We start from the raw sequence: 25,936 nt of genomic DNA, 5'->3' as shown, positions 1-25,936 counted from the left end.
ATTTCTATTCTTAAAAAAGAGAGACAACATAAAATTATCCTTAATTTTGCGCTAAATTATTATTTTAATGGAAAAACCTGTTTATATATTAGGGATCGAATCTTCTTGCGATGACACTAGTGCATCTGTAATTTGCAACGCAAAAGTATTGAGTAATATTGTAGCAAATCAAGAAATACATTCAAAATATGGTGGTGTTGTTCCAGAACTAGCTTCTAGAGCACATCAACAAAATATTGTTCCTGTTGTACAACAAGCAATTGAACAAGCAAATATTACAAAAGAAGATTTATCTGCAATTGCATTTACACGAGGCCCAGGATTAATGGGCTCTTTATTGGTTGGTACTTCTTTTGCAAAATCTTTGGCCTTAGGTTTACAAATTCCATTAATTGATGTAAACCACATGCAAGCGCATATTTTATCGCATTTTATTGAAGATGAAACTAGTAAAAGACCTCCTTTTCCTTTTATCTGTTTAACAATTAGTGGTGGACATACTCAAATTGTAAAAGTGACCAATTATTTTGAAATGGAAATTTTAGGAGAAACAATTGATGATGCAGTTGGTGAAGCTTTTGATAAATCTGCCAAAATTTTAGGATTAAAATATCCTGGTGGGCCCTTAATTGATAAACACGCTAAATTAGGAAACCCAAAAGCGTATCCTTTTACAAAACCAAAAGTGGGCGATTTAGATTTTAGTTTTAGTGGATTAAAAACCGGAATCTTGTATTTCATTCAGAAACAGGTAAGAATAAATCCAAATTTTATTGAAGAAAATTTAAATGACATTTGTGCCTCTATTCAATATACAATTGTTGAAATTTTAATGGACAAATTAAAAAATGCTGTAAAACAAACAGGCATTAAACATATTGCAATTGCTGGTGGAGTTTCTGCCAATTCGGAAATTAGAAATCGTTTCCAATTAGCAGAAAAACATTTTGGTTGGACCACCTATGTTCCTAAATTTGAATACACAACAGATAACGCTGCAATGATTGCAATTACTGGATATTTAAAATATTTAAACAACGATTATTCTGATATTTCTGTAACTGCAAAAGCGCGTTTAAAAGTTACAGAGTAACCTATGAAAAAATTTAAAAATAGATTTTTATTTAACGTTTACTACTTCCTTTTATGGATTGGTTATTTTGTTTTTGCACGTCTCTTTTTTGTCCTTTTTCATTTTGATAAAACAAAAGAGTTAGGCTTACTTACAACAATAAAAACATTTTTATATGGATTACAATTAGATATTGCTTTTACTGCCTATCTATCTTTCATTCCGTTTTTATTAATGATTTTATCGGTCTTTATAAATTCTAAAAAAATTGGAACCATCATAAAATGGTATTCTTACATACTATTAGTTTTCATCAATTTACTATTACTTATTGACGCTGGTTTGTATCAATCTTGGGGAGTTCGTTTGGATACAAGTCTACTTCCTTATTTAAACACACCAGAATTAATGATTGCTTCAGTTTCTAGCTTTCAACTAATTATTGGAACACTTTTTTGGATTTTATCATCATTTATCCATATAAAAATATTTAAAAAAATCATCAACAAAAAAATTAAAAAAACAACTATTAGTAGTTGGTTACAAGCTCCTGCTTTCTTATTAATAACAGCTTCTTTAATTATACCTATTAGAGGAGGGTTTCAAACCATACCTGTTAACCAAAGTAATGTGTATTTTTCTGATCAGATGTTTGCGAATCATGCGTCAGTAAATTTTATATGGAACTTCTTTAATACGCTTACTCATAAAACAGATGGTAAAAATCCGTATAAATATTTTGATGATGAAATAGCTAAAGAAATCATCAATAAAAATAGAAATCAACTTTTAACAGCAAATACAGATAGTATTTTAAATACTACAAAACCGAATGTTATTTTAATTATTTGGGAAGGATTAACAGCGAAAGTTGTTGGAGCTTTAGGAGGTGAACCTACTGTTACGGAAAACTTAAATAGACTTTCTGAAGAAGGTATTTTATTTACTAATTTTTATGCAAATGGAGATAGAACAGACAAAGGTCTTCCTGCCATTTTAAGTGGTTATTATCCTCCTCCTGTAAAAAGGATTATGAGAATGCCAAATAAAACGAGAAGCTTACCAATGTTGCCTCAAAAAATGATTGATTTGGGTTACAAAACTTCTTTTTATTACGGTGGAGATTTAAATTTTGGTAATATGAATACGTATTTACGAAATGCAGGAATCACTAATTTTATAGACGGAAGTGAGTTTGATAAAGCCGATTGGAACTCTAAATGGGGTGCTCATGATCATGTTTTAATAAATCGTTTAACTAAAGATTTAGAAGGCAAACAAGAAACTCCATTTTTTAAAATTGCTTTAACATTAAGTAGTCACGAACCTTATCAGTTTCCTGATACCTATAAATTTGGAGAAAATTCTGAAGACAATAAATTTAGAAGTTCTCATGCATATACCGATAAAACGATTGGTAAATTCATCGAGTTTGCAAAAAAACAATCTTGGTATGCCAATACTTTAATTGTTATTATGGCAGATCATGGACATACTTCTCCTAAACATGAAGGTCCTTTTAATTCTCCAAAAAGATTTAGAATTCCGATGTTGTGGTTGGGTGGTGCTGTACATAAACCAGGTTTAAAAATTGACAACTTTTCTAGTCAAGTAGATTTTCCTTATACATTGCTAGATTTATTAAAAGCTGACAATTCTGATTTTACTTTTAGTAAAAATATTTTTAATACTTCTTATAAACAATATGTGAACTACCTTTTTAATAAAGGTTTTGGTACACTTACAAAAAATGGCGTTTTTATATACGATTATGTTAGTGATGAAGCTATTTTAGAAAAAGGGACAGAAACAGCAAGATTAGACTCTTTAGGGAAAGCTATTTCTCAAAATTCTTTTCAAGATTTCATGGATAGAAAATAGGTTTTTCTTATTGATTTCTTGACTCAAAAAGCCTAACTTAGCTAAAGACTAAATTAAGTCATTTAAACGATATCATATCAATGTTAAGTTACCCTATATAATGAGTCTTATAAAAAAAAATGTCAATTATATTCTTAAATTTATAAGCTTCTAGTATAAAAAATTTTAGGTAATTTTTTAGGTTCGTTTACAGCATCTTAAAAAATAATCTTTATGAAGAATCTATTAATAATTATTCTTTTATTTTTCTCGAGCAATTTATTTGCTCAAATAAAGATTGACAGCCTTGAAAATTTACTTCAAAAAGATTCTGAAAATATTTCATTATTAAATAAGCTAGCTTATCGATATTGGAATGTTTATCCTGATAAAGGTCTTAATTATGCGAACAAAGCTTATTCTTTTGCTTTAAAGGAAAATAGTAAAACAGCTATTGCTAAATCGCTTCAAAACATAGGTCTAAATTATTGGGGCAAGAGTGAGTTACAACTTGCGTTGAATAATTATCAAAAATCATTAGAAATATACGAAGAGATTCAAAATACAAACGAAATATGTTCATCATTTTGTAATATTGGAATCATTTATGGTGCTTTATTTGATTATGAAAATGCTTTGAAATATTATTTAAAATCTATAAAAATTTCTGAAGAAAATGGCTTTACCGATCTTTACATTAAAAGTATTGGTAATATTAGCGCTATCTATTTAGCACAGCAAAACGACTCGAAAGCCCTAGAACATGTGCAGGAAGCTATACATTTATCTGATGAAAAAGGTGATAGAAGTAATTTGGCAACTCATTTAAATACGATGGGCGCAATTTATGAATCTCAAAATAATTACAAAAAAGCGAAAACTACTTACAGAAAAGCCCTTGAGTTATTTAAAAAAAATAAAAACGTTTTAGGTACTGCTATCGCTTTGTATAATATAGGAGAAACAGAATATCATCTTAAAAATTACGCCAATGCCATAACATATTATAATGAATCTCTTGTTCTAAGTGAAAAAATTAATGATCAAATTGGTGTGTTACTTACCAACAAAAGTATTGGGAATATTCATAAAGAAAAAAACCATTTTAACGCTGCCCTAGCCTATTATAAAAAATCATTGGATTTAGCAAATAAGTTAGATTCAAAGGAAGAAAAATTAAAACTCTATAATAAGTATGCTGAGCTCTACAAATCGACTGATGAATTAGATATGTCATTGGTTTATTTAGGTAAATTTATTTCATTAAAGGATAGTATTTATAATCAATCTAACTCAAAACAAATTGCAGAGATACAGACCAAATATGAAAGCGAGAAAAAGGAAAAAGAAAATGAATTACTTCGAAAAAACAACGAAATTCAAAATTTAGAAATTACGAAACAAACCAATATAAGAAACTCATTTATTGGTATTTCAATATTAATTATTCTTATAATTGGTATCCTTTTAAATCGATTTGCTAGTAAGAAAAAGACAAACCAATTATTGATTCTTAAAAATGAAGTAATATCAAACCAACGAGATGAACTTAAAAAAGTAAGTGCTACCAAAGATAAATTCTTAAGCATTATTTCTCATGATCTTAGAAGTCCTTTTAATAGTCTTTTAGGTATCACTAATTTATTAGTTAATGATTATAATAACATTGATGATACCCAGAAAAAAAATCTATTAAAATCACTTAATAAAGCATCTCAATCTACGTATGAATTGTTAGAAAACTTACTTTCATGGGCCAGAGCACAAAGAGGAAAAATCGAAATTAATAAAGAACTACTCAATTTAAAAGAGTTGGTTGATGCCAGTATTGCTCCTTATAAATACAATGCTTCTAAAAAAAATATTGAGATCGTAACAAATGTTCCTTTAAACACCATGTGTTCTATAGACAGAAACACTTCTATGACATTTATAGGAAACCTGATAAACAATGCTATTAAATTTACACATGAAGGAGGAACGATTACAATCAATTATCAAAAAAATGAAGATTGTATTGAACTACATATTATTGATACAGGTGTTGGTATGACTCCAGAACTTATTGATAAATTATTTAGGATAGACATTGTAAACTCATCTAGAGGAACAAACAATGAAAAAGGTTCTGCATTAGGACTTATACTTTGTAAAGAATTTATAAAACTGAATGGTGGAAATATATCAGTAATAAGTGAAGTAGGTAAAGGTAGTAAGTTTATCATTTCACTACCGATTTAAGAATAAATAAAAAACGAACTTGATAACTTGTTAATATCCGTCCTTAAAATGGATGTAATATCAGTATTAACATTAGCTCGATTCAGTATTCAAATAAAACTCAAAAAAATATAAAATGAAAGAAATGTGGAATAACAGATATGCTGATGATGACTATGCTTATGGAACAGCACCTAATCAATTCTTTCAAGAAACGCTAGATAAATATAATATAGAAGGTAAAATTTTGTTACCCGCAGAAGGAGAAGGTAGAAATGCTATTTATGCTGCAAAAAAAGGCTTAGAAGTATTTGCTTTTGATATTAGTATTGAAGGAAGAAACAAAGCCTTAAAACTTGCAAAAAAAGAAAATGTTGCAATAAATTATGAAGTTGGTGCCTTTTTTGACTTAAAACTAACTAAAGAAAAGTTTGATGTAGCTGCATTGATTTTCGCGCATTTCCCTCCAAATATTAGTTCCAAATATCATAATAAAATTGCCGAATTAATTAAACCAAATGGTTATTTAATTCTTGAGGGTTTTAGCAAAAATCATTTAGAACTTCAGAAAGAAAACCCAAATGCTGGTGGCCCAAAAAACATTGATATGTTATTTTCTGTGGATGCTATAAAAAAGGAGTTTCCACATTTTGAAATAATTTTATTGGAAGAAAAAGAAATCGAATTAAATGAAGGAAAATATCATACTGCAAAAAGTAAAGTAGTTCGATTTATAGGCAGAAAAACTGTCTAGAATTTCACAAATACTAATACTCCAAACCAATAATTTTTCTAACTGAATCTAACGTTTTTATTAAGTTTCTAGAAAACTCAAAAGTCATAACATCACTTTCTTTTTTATTTGTTCTTAGAAGATTATTAAAATGTATTGTTTCAAAATTATAACCAATCGTTTTATAATTAAAGTCAATAATTTCATCTTTACCGTTTACTGTAATCGTTACAGTTGTTGGCATATGAAACATCGTATTTATTTTTATAATTCCTCTTTCACAAGTAAAAGTTGCTTCTGTAGCAGTATCTTCTACCAAAGTACTTTTTAAAAGAGCTTCTGTTTCATTGTATTTAAAAATCATATTACATTCTGAGTCTGCTCCATTATCAAAAAAAGTAGCATCTGCTTTTATAGAATTTGGTTTACCTAAAGTAGATAAAGCAGCAAAAATGGGATAAATACCAATATCTAATAAACTTCCACCACCAACTTCTTTCTTAAACAATCTACTATTATTATCAAATGCTCTGGAGAAACCAAAATCAGCTTCTAGTTTTAAAAGTTTTCCGAATTTTTCATTTTTAAGACTTTCTAAAACATACGTATAATGAGGTAAAAAATAAGTCCATAAAGCTTCCATTAACAAGACATTATTCTCTTTTGCCACCCCAATCATTTCTTCGACTTCTTGCAAATTCATTGCAAAAGGTTTTTCACATAAAACTGCTTTCTTATTTTTTAAACAAAGTATCGCATGTTCTTTATGAAAACTATGTGGAGTTGCAATATAAACAGCATCAACCTCAGCATCTTTTGCTAAATCTAAATAAGAATTATACGCTTTTTTTGAGTTATGTTTCTTAGCAAACTCATCAGCATTTTCTTGACTTCTAGAAGCAACGGCAACTAACTCTGCATTTTCTATAGTTGCTAAATCTGTAGCAAATTTATTAGCGATGTTTCCAAGACCAATAATTCCCCAACGTATCTTTTTATTTTTCATAATTTACTCAATTCCTATTGTTTCTAAATCACCGTTGTCGCCCTCTTTAGTAGGAATAAATGTTTGTAGTATAATTGCAATTCCCATTACTAAAACACATCCTAATAAATTCAACCATAAATAAGGCAACCAATCAAGTAAAAATACGATAATAATTAAAGCTTGAGTAATTAATGCTGCTATAAAAACAGCATTTCCTGTAACATATTTAACAAAGAATGCTAACAAGAAAATCCCTAAAACATTTCCATAGAAAATAGACCCAATAATATTTACTAACTGAATTAAATTATCGAATAAATTGGCGACACAAGCCACCGAAATGGCAATGATTCCCCAAGCCAACGTAAACCATTTTGATGCTTTTACATAATGCTCTTCGCTCCTATCTCCTTTTACATTTCGCTTATACAAATCGATGGCCGTTGTACTTGCCAACGCATTTAATTCTGATGCTGTAGAAGACATTGCTGCAGATAAAATTACCGCCAATAAAAGTCCGATTAATCCTCTTGGTAAATTGTTTAAAATAAAATGAATAAACACATAATCTTTATCGTTCGATTCTATTTTATCTATTGATTTTTCATCAACCTTTTTTATAATTTCTTTCGCGGCGGCTTTTAACTCTAAATCTCTAGTATTTAATTCTAGAATTCTGTCTTTTTCTTCAACCTGAAACCCATCAGAAAACAACAACCTTTTATCATTTTCTATAATAGTATGTTCATCTTTTAATGCTTGATATTCTTCTACATATTCAGAATTTGCAATTGCAGCATTTGCAGTCGGATTAAAGTTTAAAGGAGAAGCATTAAATTGATAAAAAACAAAAACCATAACACCAATTAACAGAATAAAAAACTGCATTGGCACTTTTAACAATCCGTTAAAAATTAAACCTAACTGACTTTCTCTAACGGATTTCCCAGATAAATAACGCTGCACCTGACTTTGGTCTGTTCCAAAATACGATAACATTAAAAAAGTTCCACCAAGAATACCTGTCCAAACTGTATAACGATTGCTTAAATCAAAAGAGAAATCTAGCACTTTCATTTTATTACTTGCTCCAGCAATTTCCAATGCTTTCGTAAACGTAATATTTTCTGGAAGCTGACTCATAATCATAAAAAACGCGATTAACATTCCAATAAAAATGATAATCATTTGTTGTTTCTGAGTAACATTTACTGCTTTTGTTCCTCCAGAAACCGTATAAATAATTACTAAAAAACCGATGATAATATTTAACGTTAATAAATCCCAACCTAAAACTGCACTTAAAATAATTGCAGGCGCAAAAATGGTAATTCCTGCTGCCAAACCTCTCTGAATTAGAAACAAAATTGCGGCTAAACTTCTGGTTTTTAAATCGAATCTTCCTTCTAAAAACTCATATGCAGTGTACACTTTTAATTTGTGATAAATTGGTATAAAAACCACACAAATAATCACCATTGCAATTGGCAATCCGAAGTAAAATTGCACAAACCCCATTCCGCTATGAAAAGCTTGTCCTGGAGTTGATAAAAACGTTATTGCACTCGCTTGCGTTGCCATTACAGACAAACCAATTGTCCACCATTTCGAGTCACTTCCACCTTTTATATAATCGGTAACATTGTCGTTTTTTCTGGTTACGTAAGTTCCGTAAGCAACAATAAAAATTAATGTTACAGATAAAATTATCCAGTCTACTGCGTGTAATTTGCTTTCTATCTCCATCAATTAAACCGTAAAATAATTAGTGATAAAATAAAACGCGATAATGTAAATTACATTCGCTATTAAAACCAATGAATACTCTTTTTTCCAGGTATATTTTTGTCCTTTCATTCTATTTTGTTTTATTTTTTTGAAGCTATTTCCTGCTTTCCACTATATCTTTTTTATGAAAAATAAAAAAGGATGCCGTTTCAATCAGGGCTAAACTTATTTGCCAACTTTATTTATTTCCGAAAATATAGTTTTCTAAAATCACTTATTATGGATTCCTGTTTTCACAGGAATGACAACACGAATCCTGAACTTTGCAACTTTAAAACTTTGTAACTTTCAATCTATTCTTTCCCAACAGACAACAAATTCGCAAATAATTTATAAGCTCCAGAAACTCCTGCAGGCAATTCTCTAAAGAAACTTAAACCTGTATAAATGTAATTTCCTTTTCCATATTTCGCAATTAGCAAACTTCCATTTTTAGCAGTTTCACCTTTATCGTTCATAGATAAAATTGGTGTGTATTCTCTACTCCAATAATCAGGAAAATACAATCCACGTTCTTGCACCCAACCTTTAAAATCTTCGTTTGTAATTTTATTTGGGAAATTTAAAAGGGAATTATTTTTATCTAAAATCCGAACCTCAGCAAATTCATCAGTAACTCTATCTCTCGAAAGACTTAATGAAAAAGGCGCAGCAACATCTACTCTTCTATTTGTATTGTACTGCACAATCATGTTTCCTCCTTTTGCTACATATTCTAACAAGAATTTTTGCTTGAATTTCAATTCCTTCACAACATTATAAGCTCTAATTCCTAAAACAATGGCATCATATTTTAATAAGTTTTTCTCATTAATTTCTAATGGATTAATATTTTCTACAAAATACCCAATTTGACGTAAACTTTCTGGAACAACATCTCCAGCTCCTTTTATATAACCAATCTTATCTCCTGCTTTTTTAATGTTTAAACGAACAATTTTAGCTTCAGAATTTGATAAAACTGATTGTTTAGGAATGTGATTATAATTGATTTCAATCAACTCCTTTTTGTATGTTTTTCCTTCTGAAGTAGCAATTACTTCTAACTTTCCTTCAGATTGATTTTTTGGTGGAGTTACAAAAAATGCTACAGTTCTTTTATCGTTCTTTTGATTGATATTAAAAGCAATTTCTTTTGGAGAAACCATCCAACTTGTTGGTACTTTTAAACTCACATTTCCAGAAACATTATTTGCCCCTGCTCTTACCTCAACCAAAACTTTTTTAACAACATCATCAGAAAAAATAAGTACTTTATCTTTTAGTTTTGTAGTAACTCTAGGTAAAATTTCGAAAGGCTCATAAATTTCACCTTTATCGCGTTCTGCATACCTTCTCACCACATTTTTTGTGATAGAAATAGCTACATCATCAATAATTAAATTGAAATCAATTTTTGCTGGTCTTGGTGTTTCTGGATTTCCAATCAATAATTGATCATCTACATTGTACATTCCTAAAGAAGCTTCTTTTCGCAACCAATAAGGATCAGAAAAACTCTTTGCTTTTAAGTTGATTGTCTCTTTAAAATTGATTTTTTTATTCAATTCTAAATCTAATTCTTTAGAAACCGTTTTGTTATCAATTGTTGATGTAATTGAAGTCAATTCAATATTTACATCACTCCTATTTAAAGCTTCAAAATTAACTTCAATAGTAGAATTTGGTGTTCCTGAAGAACTCACAGCAGAAGCTTCTAAATACAAACCAGCACACCCTTCAATAATTGTTTTAATTTGCTTTTCTTTAATTACTCGCCAATGATTGTCCTTTAATTCTTGAATCAATTGATACGCTTCCATCAATTTTGGTAAATGTTTAGACGGATTTACAAAATCGAAATTATTTTCAATTTCATATAAAATAGTTCCTATTTCTCCTCCGTTTTTCACACGATTCCAAGTAGTATTTATTCCTGAAAAAATATCCGTTTTATCTTTTAAAGGATTTCCTTTTAATAACTCAGCATATTCAGTTTGTTCTCCTCTTGTTGTTAATCGCCCAAAACCTTGACATAAATGTTGACTGCTTGCCATTGAAGCTAGCTCATTATTAGAAACTCCTTTTAAAGGATAGTAAACTCCAATATTGAATTTCGTAAAACCTTCGGTTGCTTTTTTAAATTCATCTTCTCTTCCTCTATAAAACCAAGAAGATGTATTTTGAAACAAACGTTTTGGTTGCCAAACACTCGTATATTTAAGTTGTTTAGCATATTTTGTTTTATCATTTGCAAGATCAAAAGCTTCAACACTTAACATCGCAGAAGCTGTATGATGACCATGTGTTGTACCTGGAGTTCTATGATCGAATCTATTAATAATTACATCTGGTTTAAAAGTTCTAATTGCCCAAACAACATCACTTAAAACTTCTTTTTTATTCCAAATTTCTAAGGTTTCATCTGGATGTTTCGAATAACCAAAATCATTTGCTCTACTAAAAAACTGTTCTCCTCCATCTACGCTTCTTGCGGCTAATAATTCTTGAGTTCTAATTACGCCTAACAATTCTCTAATTTCTGGACCAATTAAATTCTGACCTCCATCGCCTCTTGTTAGCGATAAATAGCCAGTTCTTGCTTTTACGTTATTTGCTAAATATGCAATTAATCGCGTATTTTCATCATCTGGATGTGCAGCAATGTATAAAGCGGTTCCTAAAAAGTTTAGTTTTTGAATTTTCTCGTAAATCTGATTCGAAGTTAATTTTTGTGGCTTTTGAGCGAATAAACTCAATGATATCAACAAAAATGTAAATATAAAAATCGTAGTTTTTTTCATGTAATTGGTTTCGTGGTAGTGACAAAAATAGGTTTTTTATGTCCCTTAAAAGTTGAATTAACATAATTATAACGTTTATGAATTCATCAACAAAATGCTAATAACCTGTTAATAAAATAATTTTTAAAGTCACTTATTTAGAATATATTTGTAAAACAAACTAAGAAAAGACATTACATGAAATTTATTGTATCTAGTTCGCAATTATTAAAACAATTACAGGTTTTAGGAGGCGTTATAAATAGTAACAACACATTACCAATTTTAGACAACTTTTTATTTGAATTATCTGAAAATGAACTAAAAGTTTCTGCATCAGATTTAGAAACAACTATGAGTTCTGTAGTTGAAGTAGAAAGTGAAAGTTCTGGTTCTATAGCTGTATCTGCTCGTTTATTATTAGATACTTTAAAAACATTTCCTAATCAACCTTTAACGTTTAAAACGGAAGGTGATAATGCTATTGAAATTAGCTCTGATCAAGGTAAATATGACATGGCTTATTTTAGTGGAGATGAGTTTCCAAAAGCGGTTTCTTTACCATCACCAAGTAAAACAGTTGTTCCTGCAAGTATATTAGGAACAGCAATTTCTAAAACAATATTTGCTGCTGGTAATGATGATTTAAGACCAGTAATGAGTGGAGTATTCTTTCAATTTAGTTCACAAAGTTTAACTTTTGTTGCAACAGATGCTCATAAATTAGTAAAATATTCTAGAACTGATGTTACTGCAGATCAAACTGCAGAATTCATTATGCCAAAGAAACCTTTAAATTTATTAAAAGGAATTTTAGGTGGTTCTGATAGCGAAGTAACTATTGAATATAATGACGCTAACGCAAAATTCACTTTTGATAATATCGTTTTAGTTTGTCGTTTAATTGACGGAAAATATCCTAATTACGAAGCTGTAATTCCAAAAGAGAATCCAAATAAATTAACTGTTGATAGAGCTTCTTTCTTAAACTCTGTAAGACGTGTTTCTATTTTCTCTAGTAAAACGACTCACCAGATTCGTTTAAAAATGGCAGGAACAGAATTAAATATTTCTGCTGAAGATTTAGATTTCTCTAACAAAGCTGACGAACGTTTAAGTTGCGATTATCAAGGTGATGATATGCAAATTGGTTTTAACTCTCGTTTTTTAAGCGAAATGTTAAACAACTTAAGTTCTAACGAAGTTTTAATTGAAATGTCTTTACCAAACAGAGCAGGAATTTTAACTCCTATTGACGGTACAGATGAAGGTGAACAAGTTACAATGCTTGTGATGCCTGTAATGCTGAATAACTAGTACACGCAGTGTACATTTAATTATTCCTACTAAGTAAGTAGGAATCTATAATATTGAAAAGCATCGTTTAATTACGATGCTTTTTTTTGTGGTTAACTTTTTGTCTCTATCAATCTACACTCTAGAGATTATAAAGTTAATAGCTCTTTAAATAAAGAAGCTTTAAAAAGTTAAAACTGCAACTAAACTTTCATATGACTTTTTAATTATTACCTTTATAAATACAAACCCTAAAATCATTAAAGATTCAAATTTCTTATATGAAAAAAATTACCCTCTTTTTTTTACTATATGCTACTACCTTTTTATCACAAAATGCGACAAAAAAAGAAGCATCTATTTGGCTAGATTCTATTGTGGGTCAGCATAACTTACCTATAAATAATGGAGTTATATACATAGAACAATATAGAACACTTAAAGGCAATCATCATTTTTTAATAGACAACAACTTTCATAATGGAGATATTGTATATGATGAGCAGACCTATTACAACGTTCCAATAAAATATGATGTTTTTGAAGATAATATTATCGTAAAGATTCCTTCAGTAAACGAAAACTATCCTTTGCTTTTAGAAAAAGAAAAAATTAGTCAGTTTTATTTAAATGGTAATCATTTTATGAAACTAAATGATTTTGGATTCAGTCGGAAATTATTACTGAAAGACGATTTCATCCTATATAAAAAATATTATAAAGAAAGAATAAGTAAAACATCTACAAAGTTTTCTTACAATAAATTTAAACCCGATAATAAGTATTTTATTTATCATAATGGAGCCTATACCATTATCAAAAATAAAAAATATTGGATGCAACTATTCCCTAATAAAAAGGATATTATACGAAGCTATTATAAAGTTAACTCAAAAAAAATTGAAAATACCCCAGATGTTTTTATGATTGAATTGCTAAAAAAATGTATTAATAAATGAACAAAAAATTCATAATCATTCTTCTTTTTTTAAGTATTAAATTTTATGCTCAAGAAAAAGAACAAATCTCTATTGACTTTAACCAATTAACACAATTAGAAGCTATAAGTTTAATAGAAAGTAAAACTAATTACAAATTCTTCTACATCGATAAATGGTTTAACAAAGAAACTCAAGTAAGTTTAAAGTTTACAAACAGTTCTATCACTAAAATTTTAGAAGCTCTTTTAGAAAACACCAATCTAAATTATTACATTCTAAATAATGTCGATATCATTTTAACACAAAACAGCTTAATTTATGATAGTGTTTACCAAGAAACTATTGAATCTACAGTGTCTGAAACAGAGAACATTTCTGAAGATAAAAAAACAGCTCCTATTCTTATTTCAACCAACAATGCTATAACTAATTCTTATATAAAAAGAATTAAAATAGGTAAAGAAAATAATCTTGCTAAACAGAAAAACTACAAATTATCTGGTACTGTAAAAAATAGTATTACAGGAGAATCAATTGCTAATGTCGTTTTATTTGTTAGAGATAAAAACATCTATACATCAACAGATAAAAATGGTAAATACACTTTTAATCTACCTTATGGTTCTAATATTATTGAACCTATTTTAACAGGAATACAGAAATCTAAAACAGAAGTAATAATATACGGAAACGGAACTTATAACTTTAAACTAAACGAAGTTTCTGAACAACTAGAAGGATTTGAAATTGAATCTAGTGCTAAAAAAAATATTAGAAGCACACAAACTGGTATTACACAAATTAAAGCTGAAGAAGTAAAAACGATTCCACAAGTACTTGGTGAAAGAGATATTTTAAAAATAGCAACTACATTACCAGGAATTCAAAGTGCTGGTGAAGGTGCAGATGGCGTAAACGTTAGAGGTGGAAAATCTGATCAGAATTTATTTTTATTAGATAAAAGTGTTTTATACAATCCTACTCATTTTTTAGGATTATTTTCTGCGGTAAATCCATTTACAACAGATAATTTAAAAGTATACAAAGGAAATATTCCTTCTGAATTTGGAGGAAGGATATCTTCCGTTTTTGATATTACTACGAAAGACAATGATGCTAAAAAGTTTAAAGGTGAAGCTTCTATTGGGCCAATAACGAGTAATCTTAGTATAGAAACACCTATTATTAAAGGTAAATCGACTTTACTATTTGGTGTAAGAAACACCTATTCTAACTGGCTTTTAAAAGCTTTAAATGATAAAAAATTAAAAAATAGTAGCGCTTCTTTTTATGATATAATAGCAAAATACAAACATCATATTAATGAAAATAATGTAGTAAGAATCTCTGGTTACTATAGCAACGATAAATATAGTATTGCATCAGACACTACAAATGCTTATGGTAATAAAATTTTAGCAGTAGATTGGACTCATAAATTTAATGACAAAAACTCTGGAAACCTTTTATTATCAAATAGTAATTATTCTTTTAATATTGATTTAGATAGTGATTCAAATAATAACTTTACATTAAAATATGTAATTGATGAAGTAAATTTAAAATTGAAAATGAAATACTTATATTCTAAGAAGCATAAATTCGATTATGGTATAGCTTCTAAATTATATAATGTAAAACCTGGAAATAAAGATCCAAAAGGAGAAAATTCTATCATTACTCCTATTAGTGTTCAAAAAGAAAGAGCAATAGAAAATGCTTTATTTATTACAGACAACTACACTATAAATAAAAAACTCGCAATCAGTTTAGGAGCACGTTATACGCTCTTTTCTGCTTTAGGAGGATCTACACAAAGAACCTATGCAGCTAACACTCCTAAAAGTGATGCTTCTGTAATTAGCGTACAAGAATATGATAATAATGAAGCTTATAAAACCTACCAAGGTTTAAGTCTTCGCCTTTCTTCTAGATATGCTATTGATGATGAATTGTCTATAAAAGCTAGTTTTAGCAACCTTTATCAATTTATTCATCGACTTACTAATAACACTTCTGCTTCACCAACTGATACTTGGAAACTGTCTGATTTAAACATTAAACCACAAGAATCTTTACAAGCATCGTTAGGAATTTATAAAAATGTAGATGGAAACAATTATGAATTTAGTTTAGAAGGCTATTACAAAGCTTATAAAAACATTCTTGATTATAAAGTTGGCGCTACTTTTTTATTAAATGAATATATAGAAACTGAAGCGTTACAAGGTCCTGGTAAATCTTACGGAATTGAATTTTTAGCAAGGAAAAATAAAGGAAGATTAAATGGATGGTTAAGTTATAGTTACTCTAGATCTTACCAAAAACTAGACAGTGATTTTCTAGAAGAAAGAGTTAATAATGGTAATTATTTCCCTACAAGTTATGATAAACCACACGATTTAAACGTTATCGCTAATTACAAACTAACAAAAAGATTTAGTCTTTCTGCCAATTTTGCTTACCAAACTGGAAGACCTATCACCTATCCTACAGGAAAATACATTTTACAAGGAAATGAATATTTACTTTATAGTGATAGAAATAAATTTAGAGTTCCAGACTATTTTAGATTAGACCTAGGTTTAAATATAGAGGGTAATCATAAAATAAAAAAAGTTGGTCATAGTTTCTGGAACATTTCTGTTTACAATGTATTAGGTAGAAATAATCCATACGCTATCTTCTTTGTTACAGAAAATGGAAAAGTACAAGCTTACAGAAGCTCAATTTTCTCGAAACCAATTCCAACAATTACTTATAACTTCAAATTTTAAAGAAACTTATGAAAACTATAAAACTATTTTTCTTTTTAATCATAATTCTCACATCAGCAAATAGTTGTGTAGAACCTATTGAAATTAAAAACATTACGTACGAAAACTTTCTAGTTGTTGAAGGAAATCTTACAAATGAATTAAAAAATCATACAATAATACTATCCCGAACTTTTGCAACAGAAGAAACGGAAGCAAACCCAGAAACAAACGCTTCTGTACTTGTAAAAGGCAATAATGGAAGTACCTTTTTATATTCAGAAAACACCCCTGGAGTTTATGTTTCTACAATAGCCTATAAAGCTGAAATAGGGAAATCATATACTTTAGAAATTACCACTAAAGATGGAGCATCTTATATGTCTACTTCTCAAGAAATTTCTGGTATAAATGAAATTAATACAATTAAATCAAAAAAAATAACAAGACCAAATGGTGATGAAGGAGTTGGTATTTACGTAAAAAGTGAAGGTGCAAATGATGGCGCTAATTATTATAGATATACATATGAAGAAACATATAAAATTGTAGCTCCAGAATGGTCTCCTTTAAAATTAGAAATTATTTCTGACATTCCTACTTTTAAAGTAAAAACAGTTTTAAAAAACACAACAGATGGTAAAGTTTGTTACAAAACAATTAACGCTACAAACATTGTACAAACAGAAACATTTTCTCTTTCGGAAAATAATGTGGACTTAAACGTACGATTTCTTGATAAAAACGATTTTATCATTTCTCATAGGTATAGTATGTTATTAACACAACATGTAGAATCTTTCGAAGCATATTCTTATTATAAAACGCTTAATAAAATATCTTCATCTCAAAGTAGATTCACTCAAAATCAACCTGGTTTTGTTCCTGGGAATATTTCTTCCACAACAAATACTGATGATAAAGTTTTAGGTTATTTTGATGTAACTTCTGTTTCTAAAAAAAGAATGTTTTTTAATTACTCAGACTATTTTCCAAATAATACAATCGATTTTATCGAAGAATGTGTTTATATAGTTCCTTTATTGAGTGACGAAGGAAAATCTCCTTTAATAGACGAAATAAGAAGAGGTAATTATCTCTATAATAAAGTTTTTAATCCACCTCCACTTACACTTGGACCACATGGACCTTATTTATTAGTTGCAAAAGTATGTGGTGATTGCAGAGAATTAGGAGATAGTATTAAACCTACTTTTTGGGTAGATTAAATAAAAGAATTATGAAATTTAAAATAGTCCTCTTTTTTGCTTTTTTGATGAGTTCCATTCCTTTTTTTGGGCAAATCAAAATTTCTGATGAAGCGTATACTGTATATCAGAAAATACCTCAAGAAAAAATATATGTTCATTACAATTCTAATTTTCTATTAACTGGCGAAAGTTTAATTTACAAAATATACTGTTTAAACACTAGTACTTATTTATTCAGTGACTTTAGTCAAATAGCATACATAGAATTGATAAACGCTAATAAAGAGCGTGTTTTAAAACAAAAAATTAGATTAAAAAAAGGTATTGGTCAAGGTGATTTTTTTATAGCTACAGATTTACCTTCTGGCAACTATAAACTAATTGCATATACAGAATGGATGAAAAATAAAAATTCTTTTTATGAAGAATCCATAAATATTATAAATCCTTTTACTCAAAAAATTGCTACAGATACCATAAATAGCAAAAACAGTTCAATTCTAAAAAAGGATATACTTCCTTTAACCACTAAAAATGGGTTTTTAGAAACAAATAAAATCCATTTTTCAAAAAGAGAACAAGTTACTCTTAACTTTAATGAGAATTTAATAAACAGAACTTCTGGTAATTTTTCGATATCTGTACGAAAAACAATGCCAAATGTATCTTCCGAAAAAACAACTCCTTTAGAATTTACTCAATCAGAAAATCATAATAAATTAGAGAATCATAATTCAGAAAATAAAATATTCTTACCAGAATTGCGAGGAGAACTCATTCAAGGTAAAATTGTAGCATTAGATGATGAACAATCAATAGAGAACAAAGCAATAGGTTTATCTATAATTGAAAAAAACGGAATTTATAAAATTGTAAACACTAAAAAGGATGGTACATTTTATTTTAATTTACCAGAAGAATATGCATCAGAAAAAGCAATTGTTCAAATTTTAGAAAGCAATAAAAATGATTATAAATTAATTATTTCAGAAAGTAAATCACTAGACTTAAGCTCTTTAAAATTCAGTGCTATAAAAACGAATTCACAAATAAATAAAAGTATTAGAGAACGTGCTATTTACTTACAAGTAGAAAATGCTTATAATGAGTTACACCAAGATTCTATATTACCTCCTAAACAAGTGGAGTCTTTATTTAAAAACGCGCTGATAAACTACAAATTAGACGATTATACACGTTTTAACACCATAAAAGAAACAACAGTAGAGGTAATTAAAAATACGTGGTTAACAAAAGAAGGAGACAACTATACTTTTCATGTAAGAGACAATAATTTACATACAAATTATCAAACAAAACCTCTTGTTTTAATTGACGGTTATATTATAAATAATCATAATGAACTGGTGGATTTTAATCCTAAATTAATAAAACAAATTGCTATTATTAGAAATAAGTACAAGTTTAACGCTAACATTTATCAAGGTGTTATTTCTGTAAAAACCTTTAAAGGAGATTATACTCCAAGTTCAAATGAGAAATCATTATCTATAACTCTTTTTAAACCTTTACCAATAAAAAAATACTATTCAAAAAATTACACAAATACAGATTTAAAGAGGGTTCCAGATTATAGAACACAACTTTTTTGGAATCCGAATATTAATTTAACAGAAAAGAATATTACTTTTTTTACTTCTGATGTTACTGGTCATTTTGAAACAATTTTAGAAGGTTTTACAAACGATGGAAAACCTATTTATGAGAAAATAATTTTTACAGTCAAATAATATAAACTGTAATTGGCTTTTTTGATTACATTTAGCAAATGAACTTCCTAGCACATTTATACTTATCCCAAGACGATACCAATATTATGATTGGTAATTTTATTGCAGATCATATTAGAGGTAATAATTATGAGGCATATTCAAAAGAAATTCAGCAAGGTATTTTCTTACACAGAGAAATAGATACGTTTACAGATGCTCATGAAGTTGTTAGAAAAAGTAAAAGACGTTTACACGAGCGTTACAGACATTATGATGGTGTAATTATAGATATTTTTTATGATTACTTTTTAGCAAAAAACTGGTCAGATTATTCTGCAATTCCTTTGGATGTATATACAGAAACGATCAATGATTTATTTAGAAAAATAGCTGAAAAATTACCTATAAAATCTCAAAACTTCATCAAATACATGTTGGAGTATAATTTACTTTTCAATTATGGAAATAAAGAAGGAATTGCGAAAGTTCTGAATGGTATGAATAGTAGAACAAAAGGTAAATCTCAAATGAATTTAGCTATTGAAGATCTACAAAACCTAGAAGAAGAATTTCAAGAAGATTTTACGTTGTTTTTTAAAGATTTAATAGCACACACAAATCAAAAATTAATAGAAATTAAAACTGCTGTATGAAAAAAATAATTTTATTATTCGCACTTTCTTTATTATTGATCAACTGTAAAACAGCAACTAAAAAAGAAAAAATAACTGGTTTAGTAACTCAAAAAGCAATGGTTGTTACTGCCAGAGAAGAAGCTTCTAAAATTGGTGCAGACATTTTAAAAAAAGGAGGAAATGCTTTTGATGCAATGGTTGGTACAGAATTAGCTTTAGCAGTTGCATATCCATTTGCAGGAAATCTTGGTGGTGGTGGTTTTATGGTCTATAGAAAAAACGACGGAGAAATTGGCGCTTTAGATTACAGAGAAAAAGCACCTTTGGCTGCAACCAAAAATATGTATTTAGATGCCTCAGAAAATGTAATTAAAGGAAAAAGCACACTTGGCGCAATGGCTGTAGGTGTTCCTGGAACAATTGCAGGAGTTTTTGCAACACATAAAAAATTTGGAACACTTTCTATTGAAAAAATATTACAACCTGTAATTGAGTTAGCTAAACGTGGAGTAATCGTTACCAAAAAGCAAGAAAAAAGAATTAAAAACTATCAACCTTTATTTTTAGAAGCGAATAAAGATTCAATTATTTTTAGTAAAAGCTGGCAAGAAAATGACACGATAAAATATCCTGCTTTAGCAGAAACTTTAACTAGAATTCAGCAAAACGGAAAAGACGAATTTTACAATGGTGAAACTGCAAAACGTTTGGTGAAATTTATTCAAAAAAACGGAGGAATTATAACCTTAGAAGATTTATCTAAATATGAAGCAAAATGGAGAACTCCTGTTACTTTTAATTATGACGATTTAAAAGTAATTTCGATGTCTCCACCTTCTAGTGGAGGAATTTGTTTAGCGCAAATTATGAAAGCTATTGAACCTTTTAACTTACATGAATTCGGTCATAATAGCACAAAATCTATTCAAGTAATTACAGAAGCAGAAAGACGCGCGTACGCAGATAGAAGCTACTTTTTAGGAGATCCTGATTTTGTTACAATTCCGCAACAAAGATTAATATCTAAAGAATATTCTAAAGAAAGAATGGCTAATTTTTCTTTTGAAAAAGCCACAAAATCTTCTGATGTTTCTCATGGTACTATAGAAATTATTGAAAGTGACGAAACCACTCATTATTCTATTGTAGATCAATTTGGAAACGCAGTTTCTGTAACAACAACTTTAAATGGCGCTTATGGTTCTAAGTTATATTCATCTGAATTAGGTTTCTTCTTTAATAATGAAATGGACGATTTTTCTAGCAAACCTGGTGTGCCAAATATGTTTGGTTTAATTGGTGCAAAAGCCAATGAAATTGTTCCAGAAAAAAGAATGTTAAGTTCTATGACACCAACAATCGTAGAAAAAAATGGTAAACTATTTATGGTTGTAGGAACTCCTGGAGGATCCACAATTATAACATCAGTTTTACAGACTATTCTAAATGTGCATGAATACAAAATGGGAATGCAAGAGGCTGTAAATGTAGCTAGATTTCATCATCAATGGTTGCCAGATGTTATTAAAATGGAACCTAATAGTTTTAATACAGCAATAAAAACTGATTTAAAAAGTAAAGGATATACTATAGACGAAACAACTTCTACTATTATAGGTAAAGTATCGGCAATTTTAGTTTTAGAAAATGGTAAATTAGAAGGAGGAGCAGATAAACGTGGAGATGATACAGCTATTGGTTTTTAATGTTTAATATGAAATACACAGGAAAACCTACCAAAGGCGTGAAATTTTATAACTTACTTTATGAATCTGAAAGATTTTGCTGTGAATTAGGCAAAGTAACTTTAGCTTCAGGAAAACTTGAGGCTGAACTAATTTTATATTTTAAAAAGCATAAAATAAAAGACAATTTTAAAAAAGCTACTTTGGGTAAATTGATTTCTATTGGAGAAAAAAATAATTTAATAAATGAAAATTTCTCAATGGTTTTAAGAAATATTTTAATTCAACGAAATGAATTAACTCATAATATTTACGCTCTTTTTATAGATTTAAAAGACGATTCTATATTAGAAAAAGATAATCTCCTTGATTCTGATGTTCATACTTATATAGAATTTATATGGCAAGTAAGAGAAAATATAAATGATGTAGCAGAAATAGTGAGAGAAAAAACAGTTACAATATGATACAACCATTCCATTTAGCAATTCCAGTTCAAAATTTAGAAAAGTGTAGAACCTTTTACAGAGATATCTTAAACTGTGAAGAAGGTCGAAGTTCTGAACATTGGGTAGATTTTAATTTCTTTGGACATCAATTAGTTATTCATCAGAAAGATGGATTTAACCCAGAGAGAATTTCTAATCCTGTTGATGGACACGATGTTCCTGTTCCGCATTTTGGAGTCGTTTTAACTTGGGAAGATTGGCATTCTTTAGCGGATCGATTAAAAGCTAAGAACACAAAATTTGAAATAGCACCTTGCATTCGTTTTGAAGGAAAAGTAGGAGAACAAGCAACAATGTTTTTTAATGATCCTGAAAATAATGCGTTGGAATTTAAAGCTTTTAAGGATATGAACCAATTGTTTGCCAAGTAATGCAATTAACAGAAACACATATTGTAGAAAAGCTAGAAAAACCAATTCGTTTTCAAGAATACGGAGTTGGAATTTTTAATACAATTCCGACTAAATCTGGCATAAAAAAAGCCATCAAAAAAGAACTTATTTTTATTGATGGACTTTTAGCAACAACTTCTAAATTTATTTCTGGTGGAGAAAAAATTGAGCTTTATCAATCAGAAAAATCATCAACTTTCGAAAGGTTAAAACTTGATATAGAAGTCTTATTTGAAGATGATTATTTAGCAGTGATTTATAAACCCGCAGGAATATTAGTTAGCGGAAATAAATTTGTAACCATTGCGAATGGATTAACTCAAAACCTTAAAAAAAGTAATCAATCTGATGCTGTAAAACCTCAACCTGTTCATCGATTAGATTACCCAACAAGTGGACTTTTACTAATAGGAAAAACGAGCAATTCTATAACTGAATTAGGAAAATTATTTGAAGAAAAGGAAATTCAGAAAACATATTTTGCGATTTCTATTGGAAAAATGAATCTTAAAGGGATTATAAATATTGATGTTGATGACAAAAATGCGCTTACAGAATTTGACGTATTAAAATCCGTTGTTTCAGAACGTTTTGAGTTTTTAAACTTAGTAAAACTACTTCCAAAAACAGGGCGAAAACATCAACTTAGAAAACATTTATTAGCAATTGGAAATCCTATTTTAGGAGATAAAGAATACTTTTTAGAAAATAAGATTTTAAACGGAAAAGGGTTGTTTTTACATGCAGCTTCTTTAGAATTTACACATCCGTTTACGAAAGAGCAAATTTCTATTTCAAAAGAATTGCCTAAAAAATTTACAAAGATTTTTCCTGATTTTTAATTCAAATAAAAATATTATAAAAACATCTCGATACGATTTTGTGAAAAAACAAAATCACTCGATGTGACATTATGTATATTAAACTGTTTGTACGTAATGTCAGTTCGTGTGAAATTTCTTTTTCAGAAATTTTGTATCGAGAACATTTTAAATTTGAATAACTTCATTCATCGTTTTAGACAGTCTGTTTATCAACTCGTACATTTCTTCTTCATTATAAGTTGCAAAACCCATTCTGATAGAATTATGACCTAATTTTGCTAAATCATAGCGTTGCCACTCTCCTATTTCTAATTTATGTTTTTGGGCAACTTCAGCAACTGTTTTCCATGAATACTTTTTATCTAATGTAATCCAAACCGCCATTCCTCCTTTAGGAGTTTCAAAAGAAAAAAAAGTTCGAAAATGTTCCTTTAAAAGTTGACAAAACAAATCTCTTCTGGCCTTGTAAACTTTCATCACTTTCTTAATATGTCTGTCTAAATCTCCCGATTTTATAAAATCTTCGAATGTTAATTCTAACAAAGCATCTCCTTGTCGATCAATAAATCTACGTTGATTTGCCGCTTCGTTTACAAATTCTTTTGGAGCAACTACATAACCAACTCTAAAAACGGGAGCAACTGTTTTACAAACAGAACCAATATAAATTACGTTTCCATTTGTATCATGACTCGCTAAAGGCAAAATCGGAGAATGATTGTAATTAAAATCGTAATCATAATCGTCTTCTATAATTGCAAAATTATATTTCTTCGATAAATTCAATAAATGAATTCTTCTTTCTGCAGATAAAGTTACCGTTGTAGGATGATGATGATGAGAGGTTACATAGACTGCTTTTATTGGTTTTTTCTTACAGATTTGTTCAATTTCATCAGTAAATAATCCATTTTCATCAACAGAAACACGTACTAAATTTGTTGTTCTTTGTAAGAAATTAGTATCAGCAGAACCGTAGTTTGTTTGTCCGACTACAATAATATCACCTTCATTTAAAAGTAATTTTGAAGACAAATAAATTCCCATTTGACTTCCTCTCGTTATTAAAATATTGTTTTTATTAATATTTAATCCACGTGTTTTATTCAAATAATCTGCTAATGTGATTCGTAGTTTTTCATTTCCGAAAAGTGATCCATAAGACATCTCTTTATAGATCTCTTTTTTACTACAAATTCTTCTATACGTTCTTGCTAAATCTTCTGTTGGTGTTAATCTTGCATCAGAAACACCATCATTTAAAGACATAAATCCAATTTCTTTCTTAATAGGTTTTCTTTCTAAAGATTTGTCTTTATAAAATTGAAAACCGATATTATTTATTGGTGAAATCTCCGTTTTTGGTAAAAATCCTTGTTGATGTAACTCGGGTAAATTTGCATTGATAAAAGTTCCTTTTTTAGGAATACTTTCTACCCAACCTTGCAATAATAATTCTTCATAACAAGCCACAACCGTTTTTCTATGAACACTTAATAATTCTGATAAAGTTCTGCTTCCTGGCAACTTCGTTTCTGGCATTAATTTTCGTTCTTTAATCAATGCTATAAATTGATTAGACAACTGCAAATACAATGCTTGTTTGCTTTTTCTGTTTAATTGAAAAATGGTTTTATATGGAAACATAAACTGGACTATTATTTATTTTAAATCTGGACGATTACAAGAGTCCATAAATATAGTAATTTTGACGAAGTAAAAACAACAGATGATTAAATTAGAAAAATTTAATGTTTTAGATTATGATCGATTAATTAATTGGATTGATTCCGAAGAATTAATGATTCAATTTGGCGGGCCTTTATTTAGTTTCCCGATGACACATCAACAATTAGATGAATATGTTACCAATGAAAAAAGACTAATCTATAAAGTTATAGATATTGAAACACAGAAAGTAATTGGTCATGCTGAATTAAATGACATCGATTCTACAAATAAAAATGCACGAATTTGTAGAATTTTAGTTGGTGATACATCAAGTAGAAATAAAGGTTTTGGCAAACAAATTATTGATGCTGTGGTAAAAATAGGTTTCGATGAATTAAATTTACATCGTATCGACTTAGGAGTTTATGATTTTAATAAACAAGCCATAAAGTGTTATGAAAATTGTGGTTTTGAAATTGAAGGATTATTTAAAGAAAATATGAAAGTTGGTAATGACTATTGGTCTACTTACAATATGAGTATCCTAAATACCAAAAAAGAATAATTATGTTAGAAATTAGGCCAAATTGCGAGCATTGTAATAAAGAGTTACCAAACACATCTACAGAAGCAATGATTTGCACTTTTGAATGTACGTATTGCAAAACATGTGCTTTAGAAGTTTTCGAGAATGTTTGTCCGAATTGTACCGGTAATTTTGTTGAACGACCTATTCGTCCATCAAAATTTATGGGAAAACATCCTGCTTCAACAAAGAGAATTTTTAAACCTAAAGATTTAGTGATCGAAAAAGTAAATACTGAAAAGTATAAAAACATCAACCCAAAAGAAAGATAAAA

General features: G+C 28.8%; 20 protein-coding genes. 16 read left to right on the top strand and 4 right to left on the bottom strand.

The window, feature by feature from the left end:
* Positions 1-67 precede the first annotated feature (67 nt).
* From tsaD to BTO07_RS00335, 4 genes are all read left to right on the top strand, one after another.
* Positions 68-1,093 (top strand): tRNA (adenosine(37)-N6)-threonylcarbamoyltransferase complex transferase subunit TsaD, encoded by a 1,026-nt coding sequence (gene tsaD / locus BTO07_RS00350; protein ID WP_087519321.1) that lies wholly within the window; start codon positions 68-70, stop codon positions 1,091-1,093.
* 3 nt (positions 1,094-1,096) lie between these two features.
* Positions 1,097-2,953 (top strand): LTA synthase family protein, encoded by a 1,857-nt coding sequence (locus BTO07_RS00345; RefSeq protein ID WP_087519320.1) that lies wholly within the window; start codon positions 1,097-1,099, stop codon positions 2,951-2,953.
* A 213-nt stretch (positions 2,954-3,166) separates the two neighbouring features.
* Positions 3,167-5,173 (top strand): tetratricopeptide repeat-containing sensor histidine kinase, encoded by a 2,007-nt coding sequence (locus BTO07_RS00340; protein ID WP_087519319.1) that lies wholly within the window; start codon positions 3,167-3,169, stop codon positions 5,171-5,173.
* Between the two features lie 115 nt (positions 5,174-5,288).
* Positions 5,289-5,906: a class I SAM-dependent methyltransferase gene (locus tag BTO07_RS00335; RefSeq protein ID WP_087519318.1), complete on the top strand. Its 618-nt coding sequence runs from the start codon at positions 5,289-5,291 to the stop codon at positions 5,904-5,906.
* A gap of 13 nt (positions 5,907-5,919) precedes the next feature.
* Here the strand turns inward: BTO07_RS00335 and BTO07_RS00330 are convergent, their stop codons facing one another.
* From BTO07_RS00330 to BTO07_RS00320, 3 genes are all read right to left on the bottom strand, one after another.
* Positions 5,920-6,891, bottom strand: a complete 972-nt coding sequence (locus tag BTO07_RS00330) for a Gfo/Idh/MocA family protein (RefSeq protein WP_087519317.1) — start codon at positions 6,889-6,891, stop codon at positions 5,920-5,922.
* A 3-nt stretch (positions 6,892-6,894) separates the two neighbouring features.
* Positions 6,895-8,619 (bottom strand): sodium:solute symporter, encoded by a 1,725-nt coding sequence (locus BTO07_RS00325; protein WP_087519316.1) that lies wholly within the window; start codon positions 8,617-8,619, stop codon positions 6,895-6,897.
* 335 nt (positions 8,620-8,954) lie between these two features.
* Positions 8,955-11,444 carry a PIG-L family deacetylase gene (locus BTO07_RS00320; protein WP_087519315.1) on the bottom strand — a complete coding sequence of 830 codons (2,490 nt, stop codon included), beginning with the start codon at positions 11,442-11,444 and terminating at the stop codon, positions 8,955-8,957.
* A 177-nt stretch (positions 11,445-11,621) separates the two neighbouring features.
* Here BTO07_RS00320 and dnaN point away from each other — a divergent pair, with 177 nt between their 5' ends.
* The 10 genes from dnaN (at position 11,622) to BTO07_RS00270 (ending at position 23,423) form a co-directional block, all read left to right on the top strand.
* Positions 11,622-12,740, top strand: coding sequence for a DNA polymerase III subunit beta (dnaN, locus tag BTO07_RS00315; protein ID WP_087519314.1), 1,119 nt, complete (start codon positions 11,622-11,624; stop codon positions 12,738-12,740).
* Between the two features lie 260 nt (positions 12,741-13,000).
* Positions 13,001-13,678 (top strand): hypothetical protein, encoded by a 678-nt coding sequence (locus BTO07_RS00310; protein ID WP_087519313.1) that lies wholly within the window; start codon positions 13,001-13,003, stop codon positions 13,676-13,678.
* A complete protein-coding gene (locus BTO07_RS00305) occupies positions 13,675-16,437 on the top strand; it encodes a TonB-dependent receptor (protein WP_087519312.1) in 2,763 nt (920 codons plus the stop codon). The genes BTO07_RS00310 and BTO07_RS00305 overlap by 4 nt, the downstream gene beginning before the upstream one ends.
* Positions 16,438-16,445: 8 nt before the next feature.
* Positions 16,446-17,645, top strand: coding sequence for a DUF4249 domain-containing protein (locus tag BTO07_RS00300; RefSeq protein ID WP_087519311.1), 1,200 nt, complete (start codon positions 16,446-16,448; stop codon positions 17,643-17,645).
* A gap of 11 nt (positions 17,646-17,656) precedes the next feature.
* On the top strand, positions 17,657-19,378 hold the full coding sequence (locus BTO07_RS00295) for a hypothetical protein (protein WP_157663248.1): 1,722 nt from the start codon (positions 17,657-17,659) through the stop codon (positions 19,376-19,378).
* Positions 19,379-19,416: 38 nt separating this feature from the next.
* A complete protein-coding gene (locus BTO07_RS00290; protein WP_442956804.1) occupies positions 19,417-20,013 on the top strand; it encodes an ACP phosphodiesterase in 597 nt (198 codons plus the stop codon).
* Entirely contained in the window at positions 20,010-21,701 is a 1,692-nt protein-coding gene (gene ggt, locus BTO07_RS00285) for a gamma-glutamyltransferase (RefSeq protein WP_087519308.1), read from the top strand. The genes BTO07_RS00290 and ggt overlap by 4 nt, the downstream gene beginning before the upstream one ends.
* 8 nt (positions 21,702-21,709) lie before the next feature.
* Entirely contained in the window at positions 21,710-22,147 is a 438-nt protein-coding gene (locus BTO07_RS00280) for a hypothetical protein (protein WP_198342487.1), read from the top strand.
* Positions 22,144-22,560: a VOC family protein gene (locus BTO07_RS00275; protein ID WP_087519306.1), complete on the top strand. Its 417-nt coding sequence runs from the start codon at positions 22,144-22,146 to the stop codon at positions 22,558-22,560. Before BTO07_RS00280 ends, BTO07_RS00275 begins: the two co-directional genes overlap by 4 nt.
* Positions 22,560-23,423 carry an RluA family pseudouridine synthase gene (locus BTO07_RS00270; protein ID WP_087519305.1) on the top strand — a complete coding sequence of 288 codons (864 nt, stop codon included), beginning with the start codon at positions 22,560-22,562 and terminating at the stop codon, positions 23,421-23,423. The genes BTO07_RS00275 and BTO07_RS00270 overlap by 1 nt, the downstream gene beginning before the upstream one ends.
* A 147-nt stretch (positions 23,424-23,570) precedes the next feature.
* Here BTO07_RS00270 and pdxR read toward each other — a convergent pair whose 3' ends face one another.
* A complete protein-coding gene (gene pdxR / locus BTO07_RS00265; RefSeq protein ID WP_087519304.1) occupies positions 23,571-25,052 on the bottom strand; it encodes a MocR-like pyridoxine biosynthesis transcription factor PdxR in 1,482 nt (493 codons plus the stop codon).
* An 82-nt stretch (positions 25,053-25,134) separates the two neighbouring features.
* Here pdxR and BTO07_RS00260 point away from each other — a divergent pair, with 82 nt between their 5' ends.
* Both BTO07_RS00260 and BTO07_RS00255 read left to right on the top strand, forming a co-directional pair.
* Positions 25,135-25,641 carry a GNAT family N-acetyltransferase gene (locus tag BTO07_RS00260; protein ID WP_087519303.1) on the top strand — a complete coding sequence of 169 codons (507 nt, stop codon included), beginning with the start codon at positions 25,135-25,137 and terminating at the stop codon, positions 25,639-25,641.
* A gap of 2 nt (positions 25,642-25,643) precedes the next feature.
* On the top strand, positions 25,644-25,934 hold the full coding sequence (locus BTO07_RS00255) for a DUF1272 domain-containing protein (protein WP_087519302.1): 291 nt from the start codon (positions 25,644-25,646) through the stop codon (positions 25,932-25,934).
* Positions 25,935-25,936: the final 2 nt, after the last annotated feature.

The sequence above is a fragment of the Polaribacter sp. SA4-12 genome (assembly GCF_002163675.1).
In the GTDB taxonomy this organism is placed as follows: Bacteria; Bacteroidota; Bacteroidia; order Flavobacteriales; family Flavobacteriaceae; genus Polaribacter.
This window is presented reverse-complemented; position numbering and strand designations above follow the sequence as displayed.